At 63.3% G+C, this 16,561-nt stretch carries 16 protein-coding genes and 2 pseudogenes; 8 read left to right on the forward strand and 10 right to left on the reverse strand.

The window, feature by feature from the left end; all coding sequences use genetic code 11:
- Positions 1-5: 5 nt before the first annotated feature.
- From ACN0X6_RS09480 to ACN0X6_RS09490, 3 genes are all read right to left on the reverse strand, one after another.
- Positions 6-1,187 (reverse strand): CaiB/BaiF CoA transferase family protein, encoded by a 1,182-nt coding sequence (locus ACN0X6_RS09480; RefSeq protein WP_417703455.1) that lies wholly within the window; start codon positions 1,185-1,187, stop codon positions 6-8.
- Positions 1,188-1,267: 80 nt separating this feature from the next.
- Positions 1,268-2,908, reverse strand: coding sequence for an AMP-binding protein (locus ACN0X6_RS09485; protein ID WP_417703457.1), 1,641 nt, complete (start codon positions 2,906-2,908; stop codon positions 1,268-1,270).
- 137 nt (positions 2,909-3,045) lie between these two features.
- On the reverse strand, positions 3,046-4,185 hold the full coding sequence (locus ACN0X6_RS09490) for an acyl-CoA dehydrogenase family protein (protein ID WP_417703459.1): 1,140 nt from the start codon (positions 4,183-4,185) through the stop codon (positions 3,046-3,048).
- A 162-nt stretch (positions 4,186-4,347) separates the two neighbouring features.
- Between ACN0X6_RS09490 and ACN0X6_RS09495 the strand changes: the two genes are divergently transcribed.
- From ACN0X6_RS09495 to ACN0X6_RS09505, 3 genes and pseudogenes are all read left to right on the forward strand, one after another.
- Entirely contained in the window at positions 4,348-5,346 is a 999-nt protein-coding gene (locus ACN0X6_RS09495; protein WP_417703460.1) for an AraC family transcriptional regulator, read from the forward strand.
- A gap of 288 nt (positions 5,347-5,634) precedes the next feature.
- A pseudogene (locus ACN0X6_RS09500) lies at positions 5,635-6,207 on the forward strand (PAS domain-containing protein); the annotation flags it as partial.
- 153 nt (positions 6,208-6,360) lie between these two features.
- Positions 6,361-6,789: pseudogene (locus ACN0X6_RS09505) on the forward strand (methyl-accepting chemotaxis protein); the annotation flags it as partial.
- Positions 6,790-6,851: 62 nt separating this feature from the next.
- On the opposite strand, the gene ACN0X6_RS09510 reads toward ACN0X6_RS09505, so the two are convergent.
- From ACN0X6_RS09510 to ACN0X6_RS09530, 5 genes are all read right to left on the reverse strand, one after another.
- Positions 6,852-8,198 (reverse strand): ATP-binding protein, encoded by a 1,347-nt coding sequence (locus ACN0X6_RS09510; RefSeq protein WP_417703580.1) that lies wholly within the window; start codon positions 8,196-8,198, stop codon positions 6,852-6,854.
- Between the two features lie 32 nt (positions 8,199-8,230).
- Entirely contained in the window at positions 8,231-8,908 is a 678-nt protein-coding gene (locus ACN0X6_RS09515; protein WP_017679011.1) for a response regulator transcription factor, read from the reverse strand.
- Between the two features lie 68 nt (positions 8,909-8,976).
- The gene (locus ACN0X6_RS09520; RefSeq protein ID WP_417703463.1) at positions 8,977-9,582 is read right to left on the reverse strand and encodes a hypothetical protein; all 606 of its coding nucleotides are present in this window, start codon (positions 9,580-9,582) and stop codon (positions 8,977-8,979) included.
- A gap of 112 nt (positions 9,583-9,694) precedes the next feature.
- Complete coding sequence (locus ACN0X6_RS09525) at positions 9,695-10,867, reverse strand: MFS transporter (RefSeq protein ID WP_417703465.1); 1,173 nt, start codon at positions 10,865-10,867, stop codon at positions 9,695-9,697.
- Between the two features lie 98 nt (positions 10,868-10,965).
- Positions 10,966-11,442 (reverse strand): TlpA disulfide reductase family protein, encoded by a 477-nt coding sequence (locus ACN0X6_RS09530; RefSeq protein WP_417703467.1) that lies wholly within the window; start codon positions 11,440-11,442, stop codon positions 10,966-10,968.
- 30 nt (positions 11,443-11,472) lie between these two features.
- Between ACN0X6_RS09530 and ACN0X6_RS09535 the strand changes: the two genes are divergently transcribed.
- Both ACN0X6_RS09535 and ACN0X6_RS09540 read left to right on the forward strand, forming a co-directional pair.
- Positions 11,473-12,879 (forward strand): PilZ domain-containing protein, encoded by a 1,407-nt coding sequence (locus tag ACN0X6_RS09535; protein WP_417703468.1) that lies wholly within the window; start codon positions 11,473-11,475, stop codon positions 12,877-12,879.
- A 114-nt stretch (positions 12,880-12,993) separates the two neighbouring features.
- Complete coding sequence (locus ACN0X6_RS09540) at positions 12,994-13,386, forward strand: hypothetical protein (protein ID WP_417703470.1); 393 nt, start codon at positions 12,994-12,996, stop codon at positions 13,384-13,386.
- 48 nt (positions 13,387-13,434) lie between these two features.
- Here the strand turns inward: ACN0X6_RS09540 and ACN0X6_RS09545 are convergent, their stop codons facing one another.
- A complete protein-coding gene (locus tag ACN0X6_RS09545; RefSeq protein WP_417703471.1) occupies positions 13,435-13,635 on the reverse strand; it encodes a hypothetical protein in 201 nt (66 codons plus the stop codon).
- Positions 13,636-13,818: 183 nt separating this feature from the next.
- The gene (locus ACN0X6_RS09550; protein ID WP_417703473.1) at positions 13,819-15,036 is read right to left on the reverse strand and encodes a YihY family inner membrane protein; all 1,218 of its coding nucleotides are present in this window, start codon (positions 15,034-15,036) and stop codon (positions 13,819-13,821) included.
- Between the two features lie 137 nt (positions 15,037-15,173).
- Between ACN0X6_RS09550 and arsC the strand changes: the two genes are divergently transcribed.
- From arsC to ACN0X6_RS09565, 3 genes are read left to right on the forward strand one after another with little or no spacing between them, the layout of a single operon-like run.
- A complete protein-coding gene (arsC, locus tag ACN0X6_RS09555; protein ID WP_417703475.1) occupies positions 15,174-15,527 on the forward strand; it encodes an arsenate reductase (glutaredoxin) in 354 nt (117 codons plus the stop codon).
- Complete coding sequence (gene wrbA / locus ACN0X6_RS09560) at positions 15,524-16,120, forward strand: NAD(P)H:quinone oxidoreductase (protein ID WP_417703477.1); 597 nt, start codon at positions 15,524-15,526, stop codon at positions 16,118-16,120. Before arsC ends, wrbA begins: the two co-directional genes overlap by 4 nt.
- 2 nt (positions 16,121-16,122) lie before the next feature.
- Positions 16,123-16,530, forward strand: coding sequence for a DUF2069 domain-containing protein (locus ACN0X6_RS09565; RefSeq protein WP_417703479.1), 408 nt, complete (start codon positions 16,123-16,125; stop codon positions 16,528-16,530).
- Positions 16,531-16,561 lie beyond the last annotated feature (31 nt).

Below are 16,561 nucleotides of genomic sequence, written 5' to 3' on the forward strand. Positions count from 1 at the left end.
CCGCTTCAACCGAATACACGCGCCGCGCGCAGCGCAGCAATACGCTCGGCGTCGTAGCCCAGCTCCGCCAGCACCTCGGCGGTATGCGCACCAACCGCTGCCCCGACATGCCGGGGCGGCGCCAAGCCCTCGGAAAACTTCAGCGGGCAAGCCAGTTGAGATTGCGCGGGCAAGCCCTCGCGCGGCACCTCGACGACCAGTCCACGGGCTTTGATCTGCGCATGCTGCACCGCCTCGGATAGCGGCAACATGGGTTCGACGCAGGCATCCAGCGCGGCGAAGACTTCGCACCACTGCGCGAAGTCGCGCTTCTCGAACTCGATCTCGATCTCGCGTTTGAGCGCGCGTTGATCCTCGGGCTTGAGTGACAGTCCGCGTGCTGCCAGTTCGGGGCGGCCAATGGCGGCGCAGAACTGCTGCATGAACTGTGGTTCCAGGCTGCCAACGGAGAACCAGCGGCCATCGCGCGTGCGGTAGTAGTCATAGAAGCTGCCACCATTGAGCGCCTGGTTTTCCATGTCAGGCTCGACGTCGGCGCCGAGGTAACCTGCGCCCGCCATGCCATGCAGGCTGAAGGCGCAGTCGGTCATGCTCACATCGACCTGCTGCCCCTGACCGGTGACCTGGCGCTGCACCACAGCCGCAAGCAGGCCGATCACCCCATGCAGCGAGCCGCCAGCCAGATCGGCCAGCTGCACGCCGAGCGGCAACGGGCCGCTGTCGCGGCGCCCGGTGTAGCTGGCGATACCAGCCAGCGCCAGGTAGTTGATGTCGTGCCCGGCGCGATCACGATAAGGCCCACTCTGGCCGTAACCGGTGATCGACACGTAGATCAGCCGTGGGTTGACCGCCTTGAGCGCTTCATAGCCGACGCCCAGCTTGTCCATCACGCCGGGACGAAACTGCTCGAGCACGATGTCGTACTCGCTGACCAGTTGCCTGACCACCTCCACCGCCTCGGGTCGCTTGAGATCGAGGGCGATGCTGCGCTTGTTGCGGTTGAGGTAGGCGTGGCTGGTGGAGGTTCCGCCCTCGTGCGGCGGTAGCACGCGCACCAGATCCATGCGCGTGGGCGACTCCACCCGCAGGACCTCGGCGCCCATATCGGCCAACAGCAGCGAGGCGAACGGCCCCGGCAGCAGCGTGGAAAAATCGAGAATCTTCAGCGATGACAACGGGCCAGACATGGTGACTCCAGATTGGCTTGTTTGACGTAGCCCGGATGCAATCCGGGATTGCACTTCCCGGATTGCATCCGGGCTACGAATTAACGCTCCCAGACGACGACCTCATCACTAGACAGGCTGGCCAGCGCCTTGGCATACCGCACTTCCAGCACATTGCGGCGAATCTTCATGGTTGGCGTCATGCTGCCGTTATCCACCGTCCAGGCCTCGCTGATCAGATAGAAATGACTGACACGTTCGTGCGCCTCCAGCCGTTGATTGACTGCATGCAGATGCTCGGACAACGACTGTTCGAGCAACTCGCGCGGCTGCTGGCGAGCGGCGGGCGACAGTTCGATCAGCGCCAGCGGTTGATCGAGATTGCTGCCCATCAGGCACACCTGCTCGACCCAATGGCTCTTGGCGATCTCACCCTCGATGGGCGCAGGCGCCACGTACTTGCCCTTGCTGGTCTTGAAGATGTCCTTCACCCGCCCGGTGATGCGCAGGTAGCCCGCCTCGTCCAGCTGGCCGCGATCCCCGGTGTGCAACCAGCCATCCTTGAGCGTTTCCCCGGTTTTCTCAGGCTCACGGTAGTAACCCTGCATCAGGGTCTCGCTGCGCAGCAGAATCTCGCCGCTGACGTCGATGCGCACCTGCAGATGCGGCATAGGCCTGCCCACGGTGCCGAAGCGCACCTGCCCGGGGCGATTGAAACAGCCATAGGCGAAATGCTCGGTCATGCCGTAGCCCTCGCAGATGGTCATGCCCAGGCGCCGATACCACTCCAGCAGCCCGGTGGAAATCGCCGCCGCGCCGGACACCAGAATACGTGCGCGATCCAGCCCCAGCCCCGCGCGCACCTTGCGCGCCACCAGCCGCCCCAGCAGCGGGATACGCAACAGGCGCTCGAGCTTGTGTGCCGGCAGTTTCTCCAGCACGCCCTGCTGAAAGCGCGTCCACAGTCGTGGCACCGAGAAGAACACGGTCGGACGCACCTGACGCAGGTCGCTGGCGAAAGTCTCCAGCGACTCGACGAAAGCCACCGGAGCACCGCAATAGAGGCTGTTGAACTCCACCAGAAAACGCTCGGCGGCGTGCGAGAGCGGCAGGTAGGAGAAGAATTGATCCTGCGGCGTCATGCTCAGCTCCGCCGTGGCGTTGGCCGCAGAGAACGCCATGGCATGGGCCGAGAGCATCACGCCCTTGGGCTGCCCGGTGGTGCCGGAGGTATAGAGGATCGACAGCAGATCTTCGCCGCGTTGCAGATGCGCGCCGAGCAGCGGCTCATGCGCCGCCAGCAAGGTCTGCCATTGATGCGCGGCGGGCATGGTCGGATAAGGCATGGCGATGCGGGTGATGTGCGGCGCGATGCCGCTGGCCAGTTTGTCCGGCTCATCCAGCTTGCCCAGCACAATCACCTTGCAGCCTGCGTGCTCCAGCACGTAGGCAATCTGTTCAGGCGCCTGCAACGGATACAGCGGCACACTGACCAGCCCGGCGTGCTGGATCGCCAGATCGCTGATGAACCATTCGGCGCAGTTCTTCGCCAGCAGGGCGACGCGTTCGCCCGGCACGCAGCCCAGCGCCAGCAGTGCGCTGGCCAGGCGGCGCGCCTGCTCGTCGACCTGGCGCCAGGTGAAGTCGTGCCATACGCCATTGACAGGCTGGCGCAGCCAGACCGCGTCGGGTTGTCGATCCAGCCAGTGGTTAAAGCGTTCGAGAGGCAGTTGCAGGGTCATGGAGGTTACCTTCTTGTCCTTGGGGTTCACCTGCTCATTGCAATACGAGCGTTACTGACGATAGGCCGCAGCCTCTCGCAGAGCGGACGCAACCCGCCAAAGAGCGCTCGTGGCGGGTTGCACCCGCCCCTACACCGTTACAACTTCATCCCACGACTGATGATCTCTTTCATGATCTCGGAGGTACCGGCGAAGATGCGCTGGATGCGCGCGTTCGCATACATCTTGCAGATCGGGTACTCCCACATGTAGCCCCAGCCGCCGTGCAACTGCACACCCTCATCGACCACCTTGCACAGCAGCTCGGTGGTGAACAGTTTGGCCTCTGCGGCAACTTCTGCACTGAGCTTCTTCTGGTTATGGTCGAGCACGCAGCGGTCGGTGAACACCTGGGCCACATCGATCTGCGTGCGCATCTCCGCCAGCTTGAAACGGGTGTTCTGGAAATGCGCTACCGGGCGGCCGAAGGCCTGGCGTTCCTTGACGTAATCGATGGTGGTCTGCAGCGCCGCCTCGGCGCCAGCCACCGCGCCGCAAGCATTGGTCAGACGCTCCTGGGCGAGCATATTCATCAGGTAGAAGAAGCCGCCCTTGGCATCGCCCAGCAGGTTGTCCTTCGGCACCTTGACGTCATTGAAGAACAGCTCGGCGGTGTCCTGGCTGTGCATGCCGAGTTTCTTCAGCCTCTTGCCGCGCTCGAAGCCGGGCATGCCGCGTTCCACCAGGAACAAGCCCATGGCGTGCTTGTTGGCCGGGTCGGTCTTGGCTGCGACGATCACCACATCGGCCAGATAGCCGTTGGAGATGAATACCTTGGAGCCGTTGAGCAGCCAGTGCTCGCCCTTATCCACCGCCGTGGTGCGCATGCCAGCCAGATCGGAGCCGGCAGACGGCTCGGTCATCGCCACCGCGAGGATGGTTTCACCGCTGATGATGCCCGGCAGCAATCGCGCCTTCTGTTCGGCATTACCGTACTCGGCGATATAGGGGCCGCACAGCGCCGAGTGCAGCGGGATCATGAAACCCGGTTCGTTGATGCGCGCCAGTTCCTCGCACATGATCTGCTCATAGCGAAAGTCCTTGAGACCCGCACCGCCGTATTGCTCATCCGCCCAGGGCAGCAGAAAGCCCATCTCGCCGGCCTTGCGCCATACGCTGCGATCGACCACCCCAGCGGCCTCCCACTCCTCCTGATGCGGTACCACTTCTTTATCGAGAAATGCCGCGAAGGCATCGCGGAACAGGTTGTGCTCGGTGTCGAAATGGTTGCGTTGCATGGGGCGGGTCCTCCGCTGTTGTTATGCACTGAGGTTAAGGGCCGCCCCGCTGCCTCTCAATGACCCATGCGCTCAGCCTCGGTTGACCCAATCGCTCGCCTGGCTTGCCCTGGTCGAGAGCAACTGCCTACCATCGACCACCCTCGCTATCGGAAACCCAGCATGCGCGAACGCACCATCGCCAGCCACTTCGTCCGCGCCGCTCTGCGCGGTGCGGATCGCCAGGGCCTGGCCTGCGACCCGATACTGCGTCAGGCCGGCATCCAGAGCGCCGTGCTGGTCGAGCCACGTGCACGCATCGCCCCCGAACAGTTCGCCCGGCTGATGCAGTTGCTGTGGGAAGCGCTGGACGACGAGTACCTGGGTTTCGGCCGCCAGCCGAGCAAACGCGGCACCTTCGCCATGATGGGCCACGCCATCATCCACTGCCGCAGCCTGGAAAAGGCCCTGAGTCGTGGCGCGATGTTCTACGGGCTGTTTCCCGACGCACCGAGCATCAGGCTGCAACGCGAAGGCGACTGGGCGCGGCTGAGTGTCGACGACAGCCCACTGTGGGACCCGGATCATTTTCTCGTGGAAAGCCTGCTGGTGATCTGGCATCGCCTCGGCAGTTGGCTGATTGGCCAGCGCATCCGCCTGGAAGAAGCCACATTCGCCTACCCCGAGCCCGAGCATGCAGCCGAGTACGAATTGCTGTTCCCCTGCAGCCGCCGCTTTGCCGCCGGGCAAACCAGCCTGCTGTTCCACGCCCGCTACCTGGCGATGCCATTGCTGCAGGACGAACGCACGCTCAAGCAGTTCCTCCAGCACTCCCCCGCCGACCTGCTGGCCCGCCCTGATGGCGGCGACAGCCTGATCAGCCAGATTCGCCGCCTGCTCGGCCGCGACTGCCGCACCTGGCCGGACCTGGAACAGGTCGCTCAGCACGTGCATACCAGCCCGCAAACCCTGCGACGTCACCTGCGCGAGGAAGGCACCAGTTTTCAGGAGCTCAAGGACCACCTGCGCCGCGACCTGGCCATCTACCACCTGGGCCGCGACGAACTGGCGATTCAGGATATCGCCGAGCAGCTCGGTTTCTCCGAGCCCTCGGCCTTTCACCGCGCCTTCAAGAAATGGACAGGGCTGACGCCGGGGGCTTATCGGGCGCAAGAGGGTTGAAACGGCGAATCGGCGGCGACGCTCAGCCTGTCACACGCCGTAACCTAAGCGTCGACCGCTCGGTCATTTCGCTCTAAACAATTGCCTTGCAGCGCCGACACAACCCTCAGCATCTACTCAGAGATCACGCCGATGTTCGCGACCCGCCTGAAACAAGAACTGCAAGCCCTGCGCGAAGAACTGTCCTCGGTCGAACAGGTACGCACCAGCCTCGACGAAGAGATGCTCGCGCTCGACCTCGACGCTCAGGGACGCATCGACTCGGTCAACGCCAACTTCGAGAAGGAAATGCTCTACCGCGCCGATCAACTGCGCGGCCGCCCCCTGCTGGAGCTGATCCCGGACCATGTGCGCAACCTGGACTTCCACCACCGGGTACGCCATGCCCTGGAGCGCGGCGAACATCTGGCCGGAGTCATCCGCCTGAAACGCGGCAACGGCGAAGAAGCCTGGCTGCGCTCGATCCTGCAGCCGCTACGCGACAGCCAAGGCCGGGTGCAGCGCTTCTCGATCTACGCCAGCGACCTGACGCGCACCATCGAGACCTCGCGCGAGCACGAAAACCTGATCAGCGCGCTGCAGCGCTCCACCGCCGTCATCGAATTCAACATGAACGGCGAGGTGCTCACCGCCAACCAGCGTTTCCTCGATTCGATGGGCTACAGCCTGACGCAGATTCAGGGCAAACATCACCGGATTTTTTGCGACCTCGCTGAAGCCAACTCTCCAGAGTACCAGCGGTTCTGGGAGCAACTGCGCCGCGGCGAATTCGCTACTGGTCGCTTCAGACGCCTGGATAGCCACGGACGCGAAGTCTGGCTGGAAGCCTCCTACAACCCCATCACCGACGCCCACGACAACCTCTACAAGGTGGTCAAGTTCGCCACGGTGATCACCGACCAGGTCAACCGCGAAACGGCCATCGCCGAGGCTGCCAGCATTGCCTTCGAGACATCGAAAGGCACGGATGACAGCGCCAAGAACGGTGCGTCGGTGGTGCAGCAGATGCTCGACACCATGCGCGAACTGGCCGCTCGCATGCAGGAGGCCGCACAGGGCATCGAGGCACTGGACAAGCAATCCCAACTGATCGGAGCCATCGTCAAGAACATCAGCAGCATCGCCGACCAGACCAACCTGCTGGCCCTCAACGCCGCCATCGAAGCCGCCCGCGCCGGCGAGCAGGGTCGCGGTTTCGCCGTGGTGGCCGATGAAGTCCGCCAATTGGCTTCGCGTACCAGCTCAGCGACGGAAGAAATCGCCCAGGTGGTCGGGCAGAATCAGCAACTGACCGAACGCGCGGTAGAGCTGATCGACCGAGGCAAGACCCAGGCCGAGTTGGGCCTGGAGCTTTCCGCCCAGGCCGGCCAGGTGATCACCGAAATTCAGGATGGTGCAAAGCTCGTGGTAAACGCGGTGGAGCGCTTCGCGACGCAACTCTAGAGACGTTTGCCCTTAATCGGCGCCCGCATGTTCTGCCAGCCCTCTGGCAGCAGCGGCCGTATTCAGTCGTACAGGCGTACCCTGAAGCAGGCGCCACCCAGTTCGGAGTCGTCCAGGCTCAGTTCGCCGTCGTAGCTTTCGACGATGTCTTCGACCACCGCCAGGCCGATGCCCTGCCCCGGGTTCTGCGCATCCAGACGCTCGCCGCGCTGCAGCACCCGCGCACGCTGCTGCAGCGGTACACCGGGGCCGTCGTCCTCGATGGTGATCAGACAACCGCCGGCCAGGGGTTGCAGCCTGACGCGTACGCGATTCAGGCAGAGGCGGTAGGCGTTCTCCAGCAGGTTGCCGAGCAGCTCCATCAGCGCACCACGTTCCATGGTGATCTGGCTGTGCTCGGCAACCTCCAGCGTCGCCTCGACGCGCTTGTCACGGTAGACCTTGTCCAGCGAGCGGCACAAGCCGTCGAGCACCGGCCAGACCTGCTCACGATGGCGGACCAGGCCGCTACGGCGCAGGCTGGCGCGCTGCAGTTGATAGCCGACCTGCTGGCTCATCCGTTCGATTTGCGCCTGCATCAGCTGCGCCTGCTCGCGATTCTCATGTTGAGCGGCGAGGGTTTCGCCGATGCCTTGCAACACGCTGAGTGGTGTTTTCAGGCTATGGGCGAGGTCTTCCAGCGAGTCGCGATAACGCTCGCGCTGACGTCGCTCGCTATCGAGCAGACGGTTGAGGGAATTGGTCAGGCGCAGCAGTTCGCGTGGATGCTCATCACTCAGGCGCTGGCGGGTACCCGCCTCCACGCCATCGAGTTCGTCACTGAGGCCGCGCAGGCTGCGAAAGCCCCAGGTCAGGCCGAACCAGAGCAGGCCCAGCAACACCAGTAGTGCGATGCCCAGCCACAAACGCAGCTGCCAGGCAAAGCCGTTGAACAGCCCCTGGTATTCGCGCGTCGGCTGCATGGTCACGATGCTCAGCGCGGTCTGGTCGCCACGCAGCAAATCCACTTCCACGTCGTATACGAAGTACTCCTGGCCGCTGTCGTCGCGAATGCGGATGAACTCGTGGCCGCGACCATCGTAATGCGGCAGGTAGCGCACCAACTCGTCTATGGAGGAGCGTGAGCGCCAGATCATCTGGCCTTCACCGTCGAAGATGAAGCCCAGCAGGTGCGAGTCGAGGTTGTCGAATTCCTCGTCGGGCATCTTGTCCGGCATGTGCAACTGGCCGTCATGGATGCGCGCAGCCGATATCAGTGCAGCCGCGTCGGAGGCCAGACGTTTCTCCACGGTCTGCTCCAGGGCCATGAGAAACACACCCTGCAGCACCGGCATCAGCAACAGCATGAACAGCATCGCCAACGCGGCGCTGACCAGCATCAGGCGCAGGCGCAGCGAAGCGAGACGCATACGCAGCTTGCGCAGAACAGCGCACGCTCGGCTCACTTGCAGCGCTCGTTGAACATGTAGCCCTGACCACGTACGGTTTCTATCGGCTTGCCGCCCAGCACGGCCTCCAGCTTGCGCCGCAGGCGGCCGACCAGTACCTCGATGACATTGGGATCGCGCTCGTCGTCGCCCGGATAGAGCTGTTCCATCAGGCGTTCCTTGGCCACCACCTGCTGGTGATGCAACATCAGGTACTCGAGGATACGGTACTCGTAGGCGGTCAGTTGCAGCGATTGTTCATCAACTGTGGCCTGCTTGCGATTGAGGTCAAGCACCAGAGAGCCGGCCTCGATGGTCGACTTGGTGAACCCGGAAGAACGTCGCAGCAGCGCGTTCAGGCGCGCTTCCAGCTCTTCGAACTGGAACGGCTTGACCACATAGTCGTCGGCACCGCAGGAAAGCCCTTCGACCTTGTCCTGCCAGTTGCCGCGCGCGGTGAGGATCAGAATTGGAAAGTTCTTGTCCTGGCTGCGCAGCTCACGAATCAGGTCGATACCGCTCATACCGGGCAGACCGAGGTCGACCAGGGCCAGATCATGATTGAAGGACTCAGCTCGGTACAGTGCTTCTTCGGCGGTGCGCACGGCATCCACCACATGTCCGTTTTCACTGAGGCGAGTGAACAGATGGTGACGCAGCAACGCCTCATCTTCCACCACCAGCAATTTCATGAGACTCCCCCTGATTTAAGTTGTGCGAGGGCCGGACTGATGCCCGGCCTGGTAACGCTGAGTCGCCATCAGAAGGCGAAGTTGGCGCCGAGGTAGAGCTGCGCGCTGCTATGCAGATCCAGCGACCCGACCTTGCCTTCAGCATGCGGTTTCATTTCCGTGCTGGCGTTGGTACGCAGGTAACGATAGCCGGCTTCGATCGATGCAGTGCTGTTGAGTTCCTGCAGGATACCGGCCTGCAAACCTGCAGCAAATCCGATGTCGCTGTCACGGGAGAAGCCGTGGCTTTCCTGCTCGAGCTTGACCAGGCCGGCGGTCACACCACCGAACAGCTTGGTGTTGTTGCTGCCCAGCGGTACGAACATGTCGTAGCTGCCGAGCAGATTCTGCTGACGCAGTTTGTAGCCATTGTGGCTGTCGGAGACATTCTCGTAAGTCGCGTAGTAGCGGTTATCGGCGGTCTTCTGGCCGGCACGCAGACCCCAGGTGCTCTCGCCATTGATCACCTTGTCCAGCTTGGGATTGCCGAGGTTGGCATTCAGCGAGTTGGACTTCTGGATGTTGTTGTCAGTCTGCCCCCAGGTCAGGCCGACGAAATTGTCGTTGGCCTGGGCAGCGGTTGCGCCCAGGGCCAGGCAGGTCGCGAATGCGAGACGGTTCAGGGTGATTTTCATTGCATCGTTCCTCTCGTTGCAGTTTTGATCAATTCGGCAACAAGTCTGCGGGAAGACTACTGAATCCCTGCTGAACCCTCCTTGAACCTGCACTGAACGAGCGGCAACCAGCCTAAATACGCCTTACCAGAGCGCTGGCGACGATAAATAACGAGGCCAGAACGCCGAGCAATGCCAGCCAGCCGGCGTGCTCCCAGACATAACCACCGACGTAGCCCACCAGGCTGGAGCCGAGGTAATAGGCACACAGGTACAACGCCGAGGCCTGCGCCTTGGCCCCCTGCGCATGGATACCGACCTGCCCGCTGGCAACCGCATGAGCCGCGAAGAAACCCAGGGTGAACAGCGCCAGCCCGATCACCACAGCGCTCAGCCACGGCCCTGTGCACAGGGCCACCCCAAGCAGCATCAGACCGATGCCGCCATGCAGCACCTGGCGTGCGCCGAAGCGTGGGACCAGGCGCCCTGCCCATCCGGCGCTGAAGATACCCAGCAGGTAGACGGTGAACAGCAGACCGATCACCGTCGCCGACAGGTTGAATGGCGCTCCGGCCAGACGAAAGCCGACATAGTTGAACAGCGCAACGAAGCCGCCCATGAGCAGAAAGGCCAGGGCGAACAGCACGCGCAGACGCGGGTTGCTCAGGTGCAAGACGAAGTTGCGCAGCAGCCCGCGCAAGGACAACGGCTGGGCGGTGAAATGCCGCGAAGGCGGCAACAGCCAGACGAACAGCCCCAACGCCAGCAAGCCGAGCCCGGCAATGCCGCCAAGCGCCCAGGGCCAGCCACCCAGGTCACTGAGCAGACCAGCCAGCAAGCGTCCGAGCAACCCACCCAACGCCGTACCGCCGATATACAGCCCCATCGCCGCCGGAAGCGCCTCGGGATCGAACTCTTCGCCGACATAGGCCATGGCCAACGCCGGCAATCCGCTCAGCGCCAGTCCCAGCAGCGCACGCAGAATCAGCAGGCTGCCCCACTCTTCTACCAGTGCGCAGGCGATCCCCAGCATCGCGGCCAGGCCCAGCGCCGCCGCCATGACCGGTTTGCGCCCCCAGCTCTCAGCCAGCGCACCGGATACCAGCAGGCATAGCGCCAGGCTCAGTGTGGTCAGCGACAGCGCCAGGCTGCTGCTGGCCGCAGAAACACGAAAGTGCGCCGCCAGCAGAGGGAGCAGCGGCTGCACGCAGTAGAGCATGGCGAAGGTAGCGAAACCGGCGCAGAACAGCGCCAGGGTGGCGCGCCGATAACCGGCGCTGCCACGGGTAAGATGGGTAGCGGACATCAGGCAGACTCATGAAGCACGGCGCAGGTTCGGCCGGAGCAAAAGCTTAGCATGCTACCTATTACTGCGACTGCATGTCGCCGCGATTTTTCTCGGCGTTACTGCCCGCGCAACCGCTTGAGATGCGCCTGCAAGCCCGCCGAGGTCTGCTCGCCCACCAGACGCTCGCGCAGCTTGCCCTCGGCATCGACGATGTAGGTCACCGGCAGCACGTCATTGTGCGGCAGCTCGAAGCGCGCCGCCGGGTCCAGCGCCAGCACGGTGAAACGAATGTCGAAACTGTCCGCTGCACGCTTGAGGTCATCGCCCTGCAGAGCGTCGAAATTGACGCCGATCACTCGCGCCGACTGGTTCTTCAGCTCTTCTTCCAGGGCGTTGAGCTCGGGAATTTCCGTGCGGCACGGTGCGCACCATTCAGCCCAATAATTAATGACTAGCCACTGGCCATCCAGGCTCTCAGCCGTTACCTTTCGTCCATGCTGATCAAGGCCGTAATCTTCGGCACAAGCCGTCAGCAGCAGAGCGGCGCAGATACCCATAACAGCCTTGCCGACATTCCGGAGCCCTAAGCCCATGTACTCGATCCTCGTCCACCCGGGGTTGATATGACGCTGGATGCCCTGCGCCTGGAAGTACCGGACATCCGCGAGGACAACAGCCTATCGCCGGCGGAAATCGTCCAGCGACTCGCGACTGCTCGCCACCTGGAGCCGGAACATGGCCTGCAACACCTGCTGGGCCTGTTGTTTTCGCTCAATCGCAGCGCTCTGACCTTACTGGAAAGGCAGCGTGCGCTGCAAAACTTCAGTGATGAGTATCGCCATTACGCCGGTCTTGCCAATCGCCAGCATCCGCCAAGCACTCTGTTCGTGCGTTTCTGCGGCGAGCTGGCGATCGGTTTCAAACGCCTGCTGCTGCAAATCCTGCAGGGGCGTCAACCATCGATGCCGCACCTGGCCTGGTGTCTGTACATGGCCCAGCATTTCCTTGCCCAGCAGTTGCTGCGCCACTATCAGCTGTACCAGGAGCCTCCCGCGGCGCTCTGGCGAGACAGCCACCTGCTGTACTGGATCGGCGAGCATCAGCAGTGTCTGGACGAGCCAGTGGCTGCTGCCTTCGAGCCGAAGCCGGCCAGCACCCTGCGCGGCCTCTACCAGCAGATGCTGTTGTTGGCCCTGAGCAACCCCTTCCACCTCGATGAAGGCGAATGCCTGACCCTGTTCAGCGCACTGGCACCTCTGGCGGCGCTGGCCAGGTTGCAAGCCTGGGATGAGGACGATGAAATCGAAGGTCCGGTAGTCGACCTCAGCGAATCACAGGCCTGCCTGAGTTTCGAACAGCGTATCGAAGGCGACGCCGCCAACCTGCGCCGTTTCGAACTGGGCGCGCTGCTGATCGCGCTGCATGAGCCAGCGCCGCTGCAAAGCACGCAGGAACGCCAGTTGCTCGAACGAGTACGTCAGCACTGGCTGGGGCGCCAGCAACGTCGCCATGAACGCGCCGAGCTGGACGGACAATGCAGCCTGGTGATCGGCCTGCCGGCCATTCATGCGCAGTTGCTGGACAAGCTGCCGCAGCGCACCGAGGCGCAGCTTCTCGATGCCAGCCCAGGCGGCGCGCGCCTGCTGTGCAACGCCAACGAGGGCGGGCAATTGCAGGTCGGTCAACTGGTTCTGCTGCTTACCAATGGCACACCGACGCTGGCATTGGTGCGCTGGCGTCATCTCAATAGCGAAGGCTTGCACCTCGGGCTGCGCTATCTGAAAGGCCTGCCACGGCCGGTCTGGCTGCGACGCGCGCCCAATGCGCAGACTCATCCGGGTGTATTGCAGAGTACCCCGGCACCGGGCAACGGCTGGCACCATGGCCTGTGGCTGCCCAACGGCCAGTTCGCCTCCGGCGAGCACCTTTGGCTGCAACTGGCCAGCGTGCACAACCAGGCGATCCTGCCACTGCCCGACAGCAACCTGCAGACCTCATCGGTTACCCGCCACCCGCTGCGCCTGGCCTGAAACGCGAAACTGCGACCCCAGTCACGCCGCCTGTCTGCCGAGTGCACAGTTTCGCCGGCAGGTGGCTGCTTATAATTCCAGACACTCAAGTCTCACCCAGCCTGGAATTTCACCATGTCCCAAGCGCAAGACAAGCTGATTGGCTCCGTGCCCTCGCGCATCGTCGACGTCGCTCACCTGCTGGTCACGCCCTACGAGGGGCGCGTAGCCGAATACAACGTCGCCACCTGGCTACAACTGCCGGGGCTGGCCAACCTGCCGGTGTCGCTGCTGGTGAGTTATCGCGACGGGGACAAGCGTCGCGAGGTCAATGTCGACCACGGCAAGGTCAATGCCCATGGCAAGATCCTGCTCTCCGGGATCGCGCGCATGCCGGTGCGGCTGAAGATCGAAGACATGCAGGTACGCCTGCGCTCGGCGGTGCCGGCGCAGAGCCTGGTGGTCGAGGAGTTCTTCGTTCAGGCCGTCGACTTGGCCAACAGCGAGAGCCGCCAGGCCATGGCCTGAGCCGGAACTGCACCAGCAAACCCCGCGCATCGACGCGGGGTTTCGCTTTCAGCCGGAGGAAACTCCGGAGCTGGGCGCAACCTGCGGATTTGAGTCGTCAGCGTCCGGCTGCAGGTTTTCGGCAGCAACATGCTCGAGCAGCGACTCCGGCCAGCGTGCGAAGTGCAGCCCCGTGATTCGTTTGAGCCGCGTCAACGCTTCCTGCGGATCGCGTCGATGAAGGTGGATTACCCTGTTTTTTACCGTCATTACTGCCTGCGTCCTCAGCGATCCCTGCCTTGCTGGCAGTTCGATAGCAACTGACCTTGCAGTTGCTAGAAGCGTGCCAGCCCTTCTACAACGCATTCATTGCCGCCACGCTTTTGCTCAGAGCGCATCAGGCCTGGGCAACGCCTGAAAGTGACGTTTTTCGTCACCCTCCGTTACGCTTCCTCAGCCCTTCCCCGGCAACCAGTCCGCCAGACTGGCGCCGAACTGCTCCTCGCGCTCCGCTTGCAGGCGCTCCATTCCCTCGCGCAATGCCGGATACCAGGGCTCGTCGAGCTGAGCGGGCAGTTGCGAGAGGCTCGGCAACGGCCAAGGGCTGCACTCGAGTAGTTGATGCAGGGAAAAAGCATGCAGGTCACGGCACAGCACCCAACCGCCACCACTGGCCTTGCATGCCAGGTGCTCGCGCTCGAGGACGTCCATCACCTGGCTCCATTCGTCCTCGGGCAAGCGCCAGCCAGCACGCTGCATATCGCCGTAATGCAGGACCTGACCCTTCTGCTGGCGCTTGAGCAACAGGCGCAGCACCACCAGCAGAATCAGCCCCTTGGGGATGGGTTCACGGCGCCAGTGCCGAGGTTGCGAGAGGCCGTACACCAGTTCGGCGCCCAGCAACACGATCAACCAGGACAGATAGATCCACAGCAGAAACAGCGGCACCGTGGCGAAGGCGCCATAGATCAGGTGGTAACCGGGGAACAGGCGCACGTATAGGCCGAACAGTGCCTTGGCCACTTCGAACAGCACGGCGCTGAACACACCGCCGAGCAGTGCATGGCGCAAGGGCACCCGAGTGTTGGGGACCGCCGCATAGAGCAAGGTGAAGGCTGCGATGCTCGATAGCAACGGCGCGAAGGCAAGCAGAGTCTTGGCGCCCACGACGGCATCCGGCCCGGAGATCAGCGACAGCGAGGCGATATAGGTACTGACCGCAAAACCTGCGCCCAGCAGCAACGGCCCGAGGCTGAGGATCGCCCAGTACAGCAGGAAGCTGGACATACCACGGCGCGGCTGGCGCACCCGCCAGATCACGTTGAAGGTCTTTTCGATGGTCACCAGCATGAGGAAGGCGGTGACAGCCAGCAGCCCCACGCCGAACCAGGTCAACTGCCGCGCCTGCGTGGTGAACTCGCGCAGGTACTCCTGCACCGTCTCGCCAGTGGAAGGCACGAAGTTGTTGAAGATGAAACCCTGGATGTCCTCGCCCACATCCTTGAATGCCGGAATCGCAGAAAGCATGGCGAAGGTCACGGTCATCATCGGCACCACGGCGAACAAGGTGGTGTAGGTCAAGGCAGCCGCATTGCCTGCGCCACGGTTCTCCACGAAACGCTTGTAGAGACTCACCCAGAACCCCAGCCAGTCCTTTAAACGAACCTGCATGACCTCTCCTTAGCCCTCAAACCTGAACAGACAGTGCGCCGCGGGAAAAGGTCGCAGCAAAGCGACCCAGCGGTTTGCGTGCATCCGCGCAGCAGGCGGTTAGAATAGCCGCCACCTCAAGCCGGATGCGAGCCACCATGACCGACCTGACCCTCTACCACAACCCGCGCTGCTCGAAATCCCGCAGCGCTCTGGAGCTGCTGGAAGCCCGCGGCCTGCAACCGCAGGTAGTGCGTTATCTGGAAGCGCCACCCAGCGCCGGTGAACTCAAGAGCCTGCTCGGCAAGCTGGGCATCAGCGCCCGCGAACTGCTGCGCAGCGGCGAAGACGAGTACAAGGCGCTGGGCCTGAGCGATGCCGGTCTGAGCGAGGCGCAGCTGATCGAGGCCATGGTCAAGCATCCCAAGCTGATCGAGCGCCCGATCCTGATCGCTGGCGACAAGGCCGTGATCGGCCGCCCACCGGAAAAAGTGCTGGAGTTGCTGGCATGAGTGCACCCTACATCCTCGTGCTCTACTACAGCCGCCATGGCGCCACCGCGCAAATGGCCAGACAGATCGCCCGCGGTGTCGAGATGGCCGGCCTGGAAGCGCGTCTGCGCACGGTGCCGGCGGTATCCAGCGAATGCGAGGCCGTTGCGCCGAGCGTGCCGGAGGACGGCGCCATGTATGCCACCCTGGACGACCTGAAGAACTGCTCGGGCCTGGCCCTGGGTAGCCCGACCCGTTTCGGCAACATGGCCGCACCACTCAAGTACTTCATCGATGGCACCAGCAACTTGTGGCTCACCGGCGAACTGGTTGGCAAACCAGCCGGCGTGTTCACCTCCACCGCCAGCCTGCATGGCGGCCAGGAGACAACCCTGCTGTCGATGATGCTGCCGCTGTTGCACCACGGCATGCTGGTCTGCGGCCTGCCCTACAGCGAATCGGCCCTGCTCGAAACCCGCGGCGGTGGCACGCCCTACGGCCCCAGCCAGCATGCCGGCGGCGACGGCAAACGCGCGCTGGACGAGCATGAAACAGCCCTGTGCCGCGCACTGGGTCAACGCCTGGCGCAAACCGCCAGCAAACTGGAGCGCTGAACGTGGCCCGAGCGAAGAAACCCCTGCCCAGCCTCGAATGGCTGGAGCCACGGGTCAAACTCAGTCGAGCGCTGAGCCTGTTCAGTTTCATCGCCCTGCTGACCCTGCTGCTGGTGTGGAATCTGGCCTTCGCCGATCTGCATGGCGCGCGGGTCGGCGTGGTGCTGGCCATTCAACTGCTGCCACTGGCGCTGCTCGCCCCCGGGATGTTGATGGGCAACGCCCGCGCCCACGCCTGGGCCTGCTTCGTGGTCAATATCTACTTCATCCAGGGCGTACTGGCCGCCATCGACCCGGCGCGTGCACTGTTCGGCGCGCTGGAGGCGGTAATCAGCTTCGGCCTGTTCTGCACGGCGCTGCTGTATACGCGCTGGCGCTTCCAGTACGACCGCAAGGTGGCGGGGGAATAAGCAACAGCCGTAAGCCGCGCTATCCAGGGGG

This window comes from Pseudomonas sp. (genome assembly GCF_048269965.1).
Lineage (GTDB): Bacteria > Pseudomonadota > Gammaproteobacteria > Pseudomonadales > Pseudomonadaceae > Aquipseudomonas.

Coding starts and splice junctions, on each gene's coding strand:
- ACN0X6_RS09485 (WP_417703457.1), bottom strand. CDS start 2,908: ATGACCCTGCAACTGCCTCTCGAACGCTTTAACCACTGGCTGGATCGA.
- ACN0X6_RS09535 (WP_417703468.1), top strand. CDS start 11,473: ATGACGCTGGATGCCCTGCGCCTGGAAGTACCGGACATCCGCGAGGAC.
- ACN0X6_RS09550 (WP_417703473.1), bottom strand. CDS start 15,036: ATGCAGGTTCGTTTAAAGGACTGGCTGGGGTTCTGGGTGAGTCTCTAC.
- ACN0X6_RS09545 (WP_417703471.1), bottom strand. CDS start 13,635: ATGACGGTAAAAAACAGGGTAATCCACCTTCATCGACGCGATCCGCAG.
- ACN0X6_RS09495 (WP_417703460.1), top strand. CDS start 4,348: ATGCGCGAACGCACCATCGCCAGCCACTTCGTCCGCGCCGCTCTGCGC.
- ACN0X6_RS09530 (WP_417703467.1), bottom strand. CDS start 11,442: ATGGGCTTAGGGCTCCGGAATGTCGGCAAGGCTGTTATGGGTATCTGC.
- ACN0X6_RS09520 (WP_417703463.1), bottom strand. CDS start 9,582: ATGAAAATCACCCTGAACCGTCTCGCATTCGCGACCTGCCTGGCCCTG.
- arsC (WP_417703475.1), top strand. CDS start 15,174: ATGACCGACCTGACCCTCTACCACAACCCGCGCTGCTCGAAATCCCGC.
- ACN0X6_RS09490 (WP_417703459.1), bottom strand. CDS start 4,185: ATGCAACGCAACCATTTCGACACCGAGCACAACCTGTTCCGCGATGCC.
- ACN0X6_RS09540 (WP_417703470.1), top strand. CDS start 12,994: ATGTCCCAAGCGCAAGACAAGCTGATTGGCTCCGTGCCCTCGCGCATC.
- ACN0X6_RS09510 (WP_417703580.1), bottom strand. CDS start 8,198: ATGCGTCTCGCTTCGCTGCGCCTGCGCCTGATGCTGGTCAGCGCCGCG.
- ACN0X6_RS09480 (WP_417703455.1), bottom strand. CDS start 1,187: ATGTCTGGCCCGTTGTCATCGCTGAAGATTCTCGATTTTTCCACGCTG.
- ACN0X6_RS09525 (WP_417703465.1), bottom strand. CDS start 10,867: ATGTCCGCTACCCATCTTACCCGTGGCAGCGCCGGTTATCGGCGCGCC.
- ACN0X6_RS09515 (WP_017679011.1), bottom strand. CDS start 8,908: ATGAAATTGCTGGTGGTGGAAGATGAGGCGTTGCTGCGTCACCATCTG.
- wrbA (WP_417703477.1), top strand. CDS start 15,524: ATGAGTGCACCCTACATCCTCGTGCTCTACTACAGCCGCCATGGCGCC.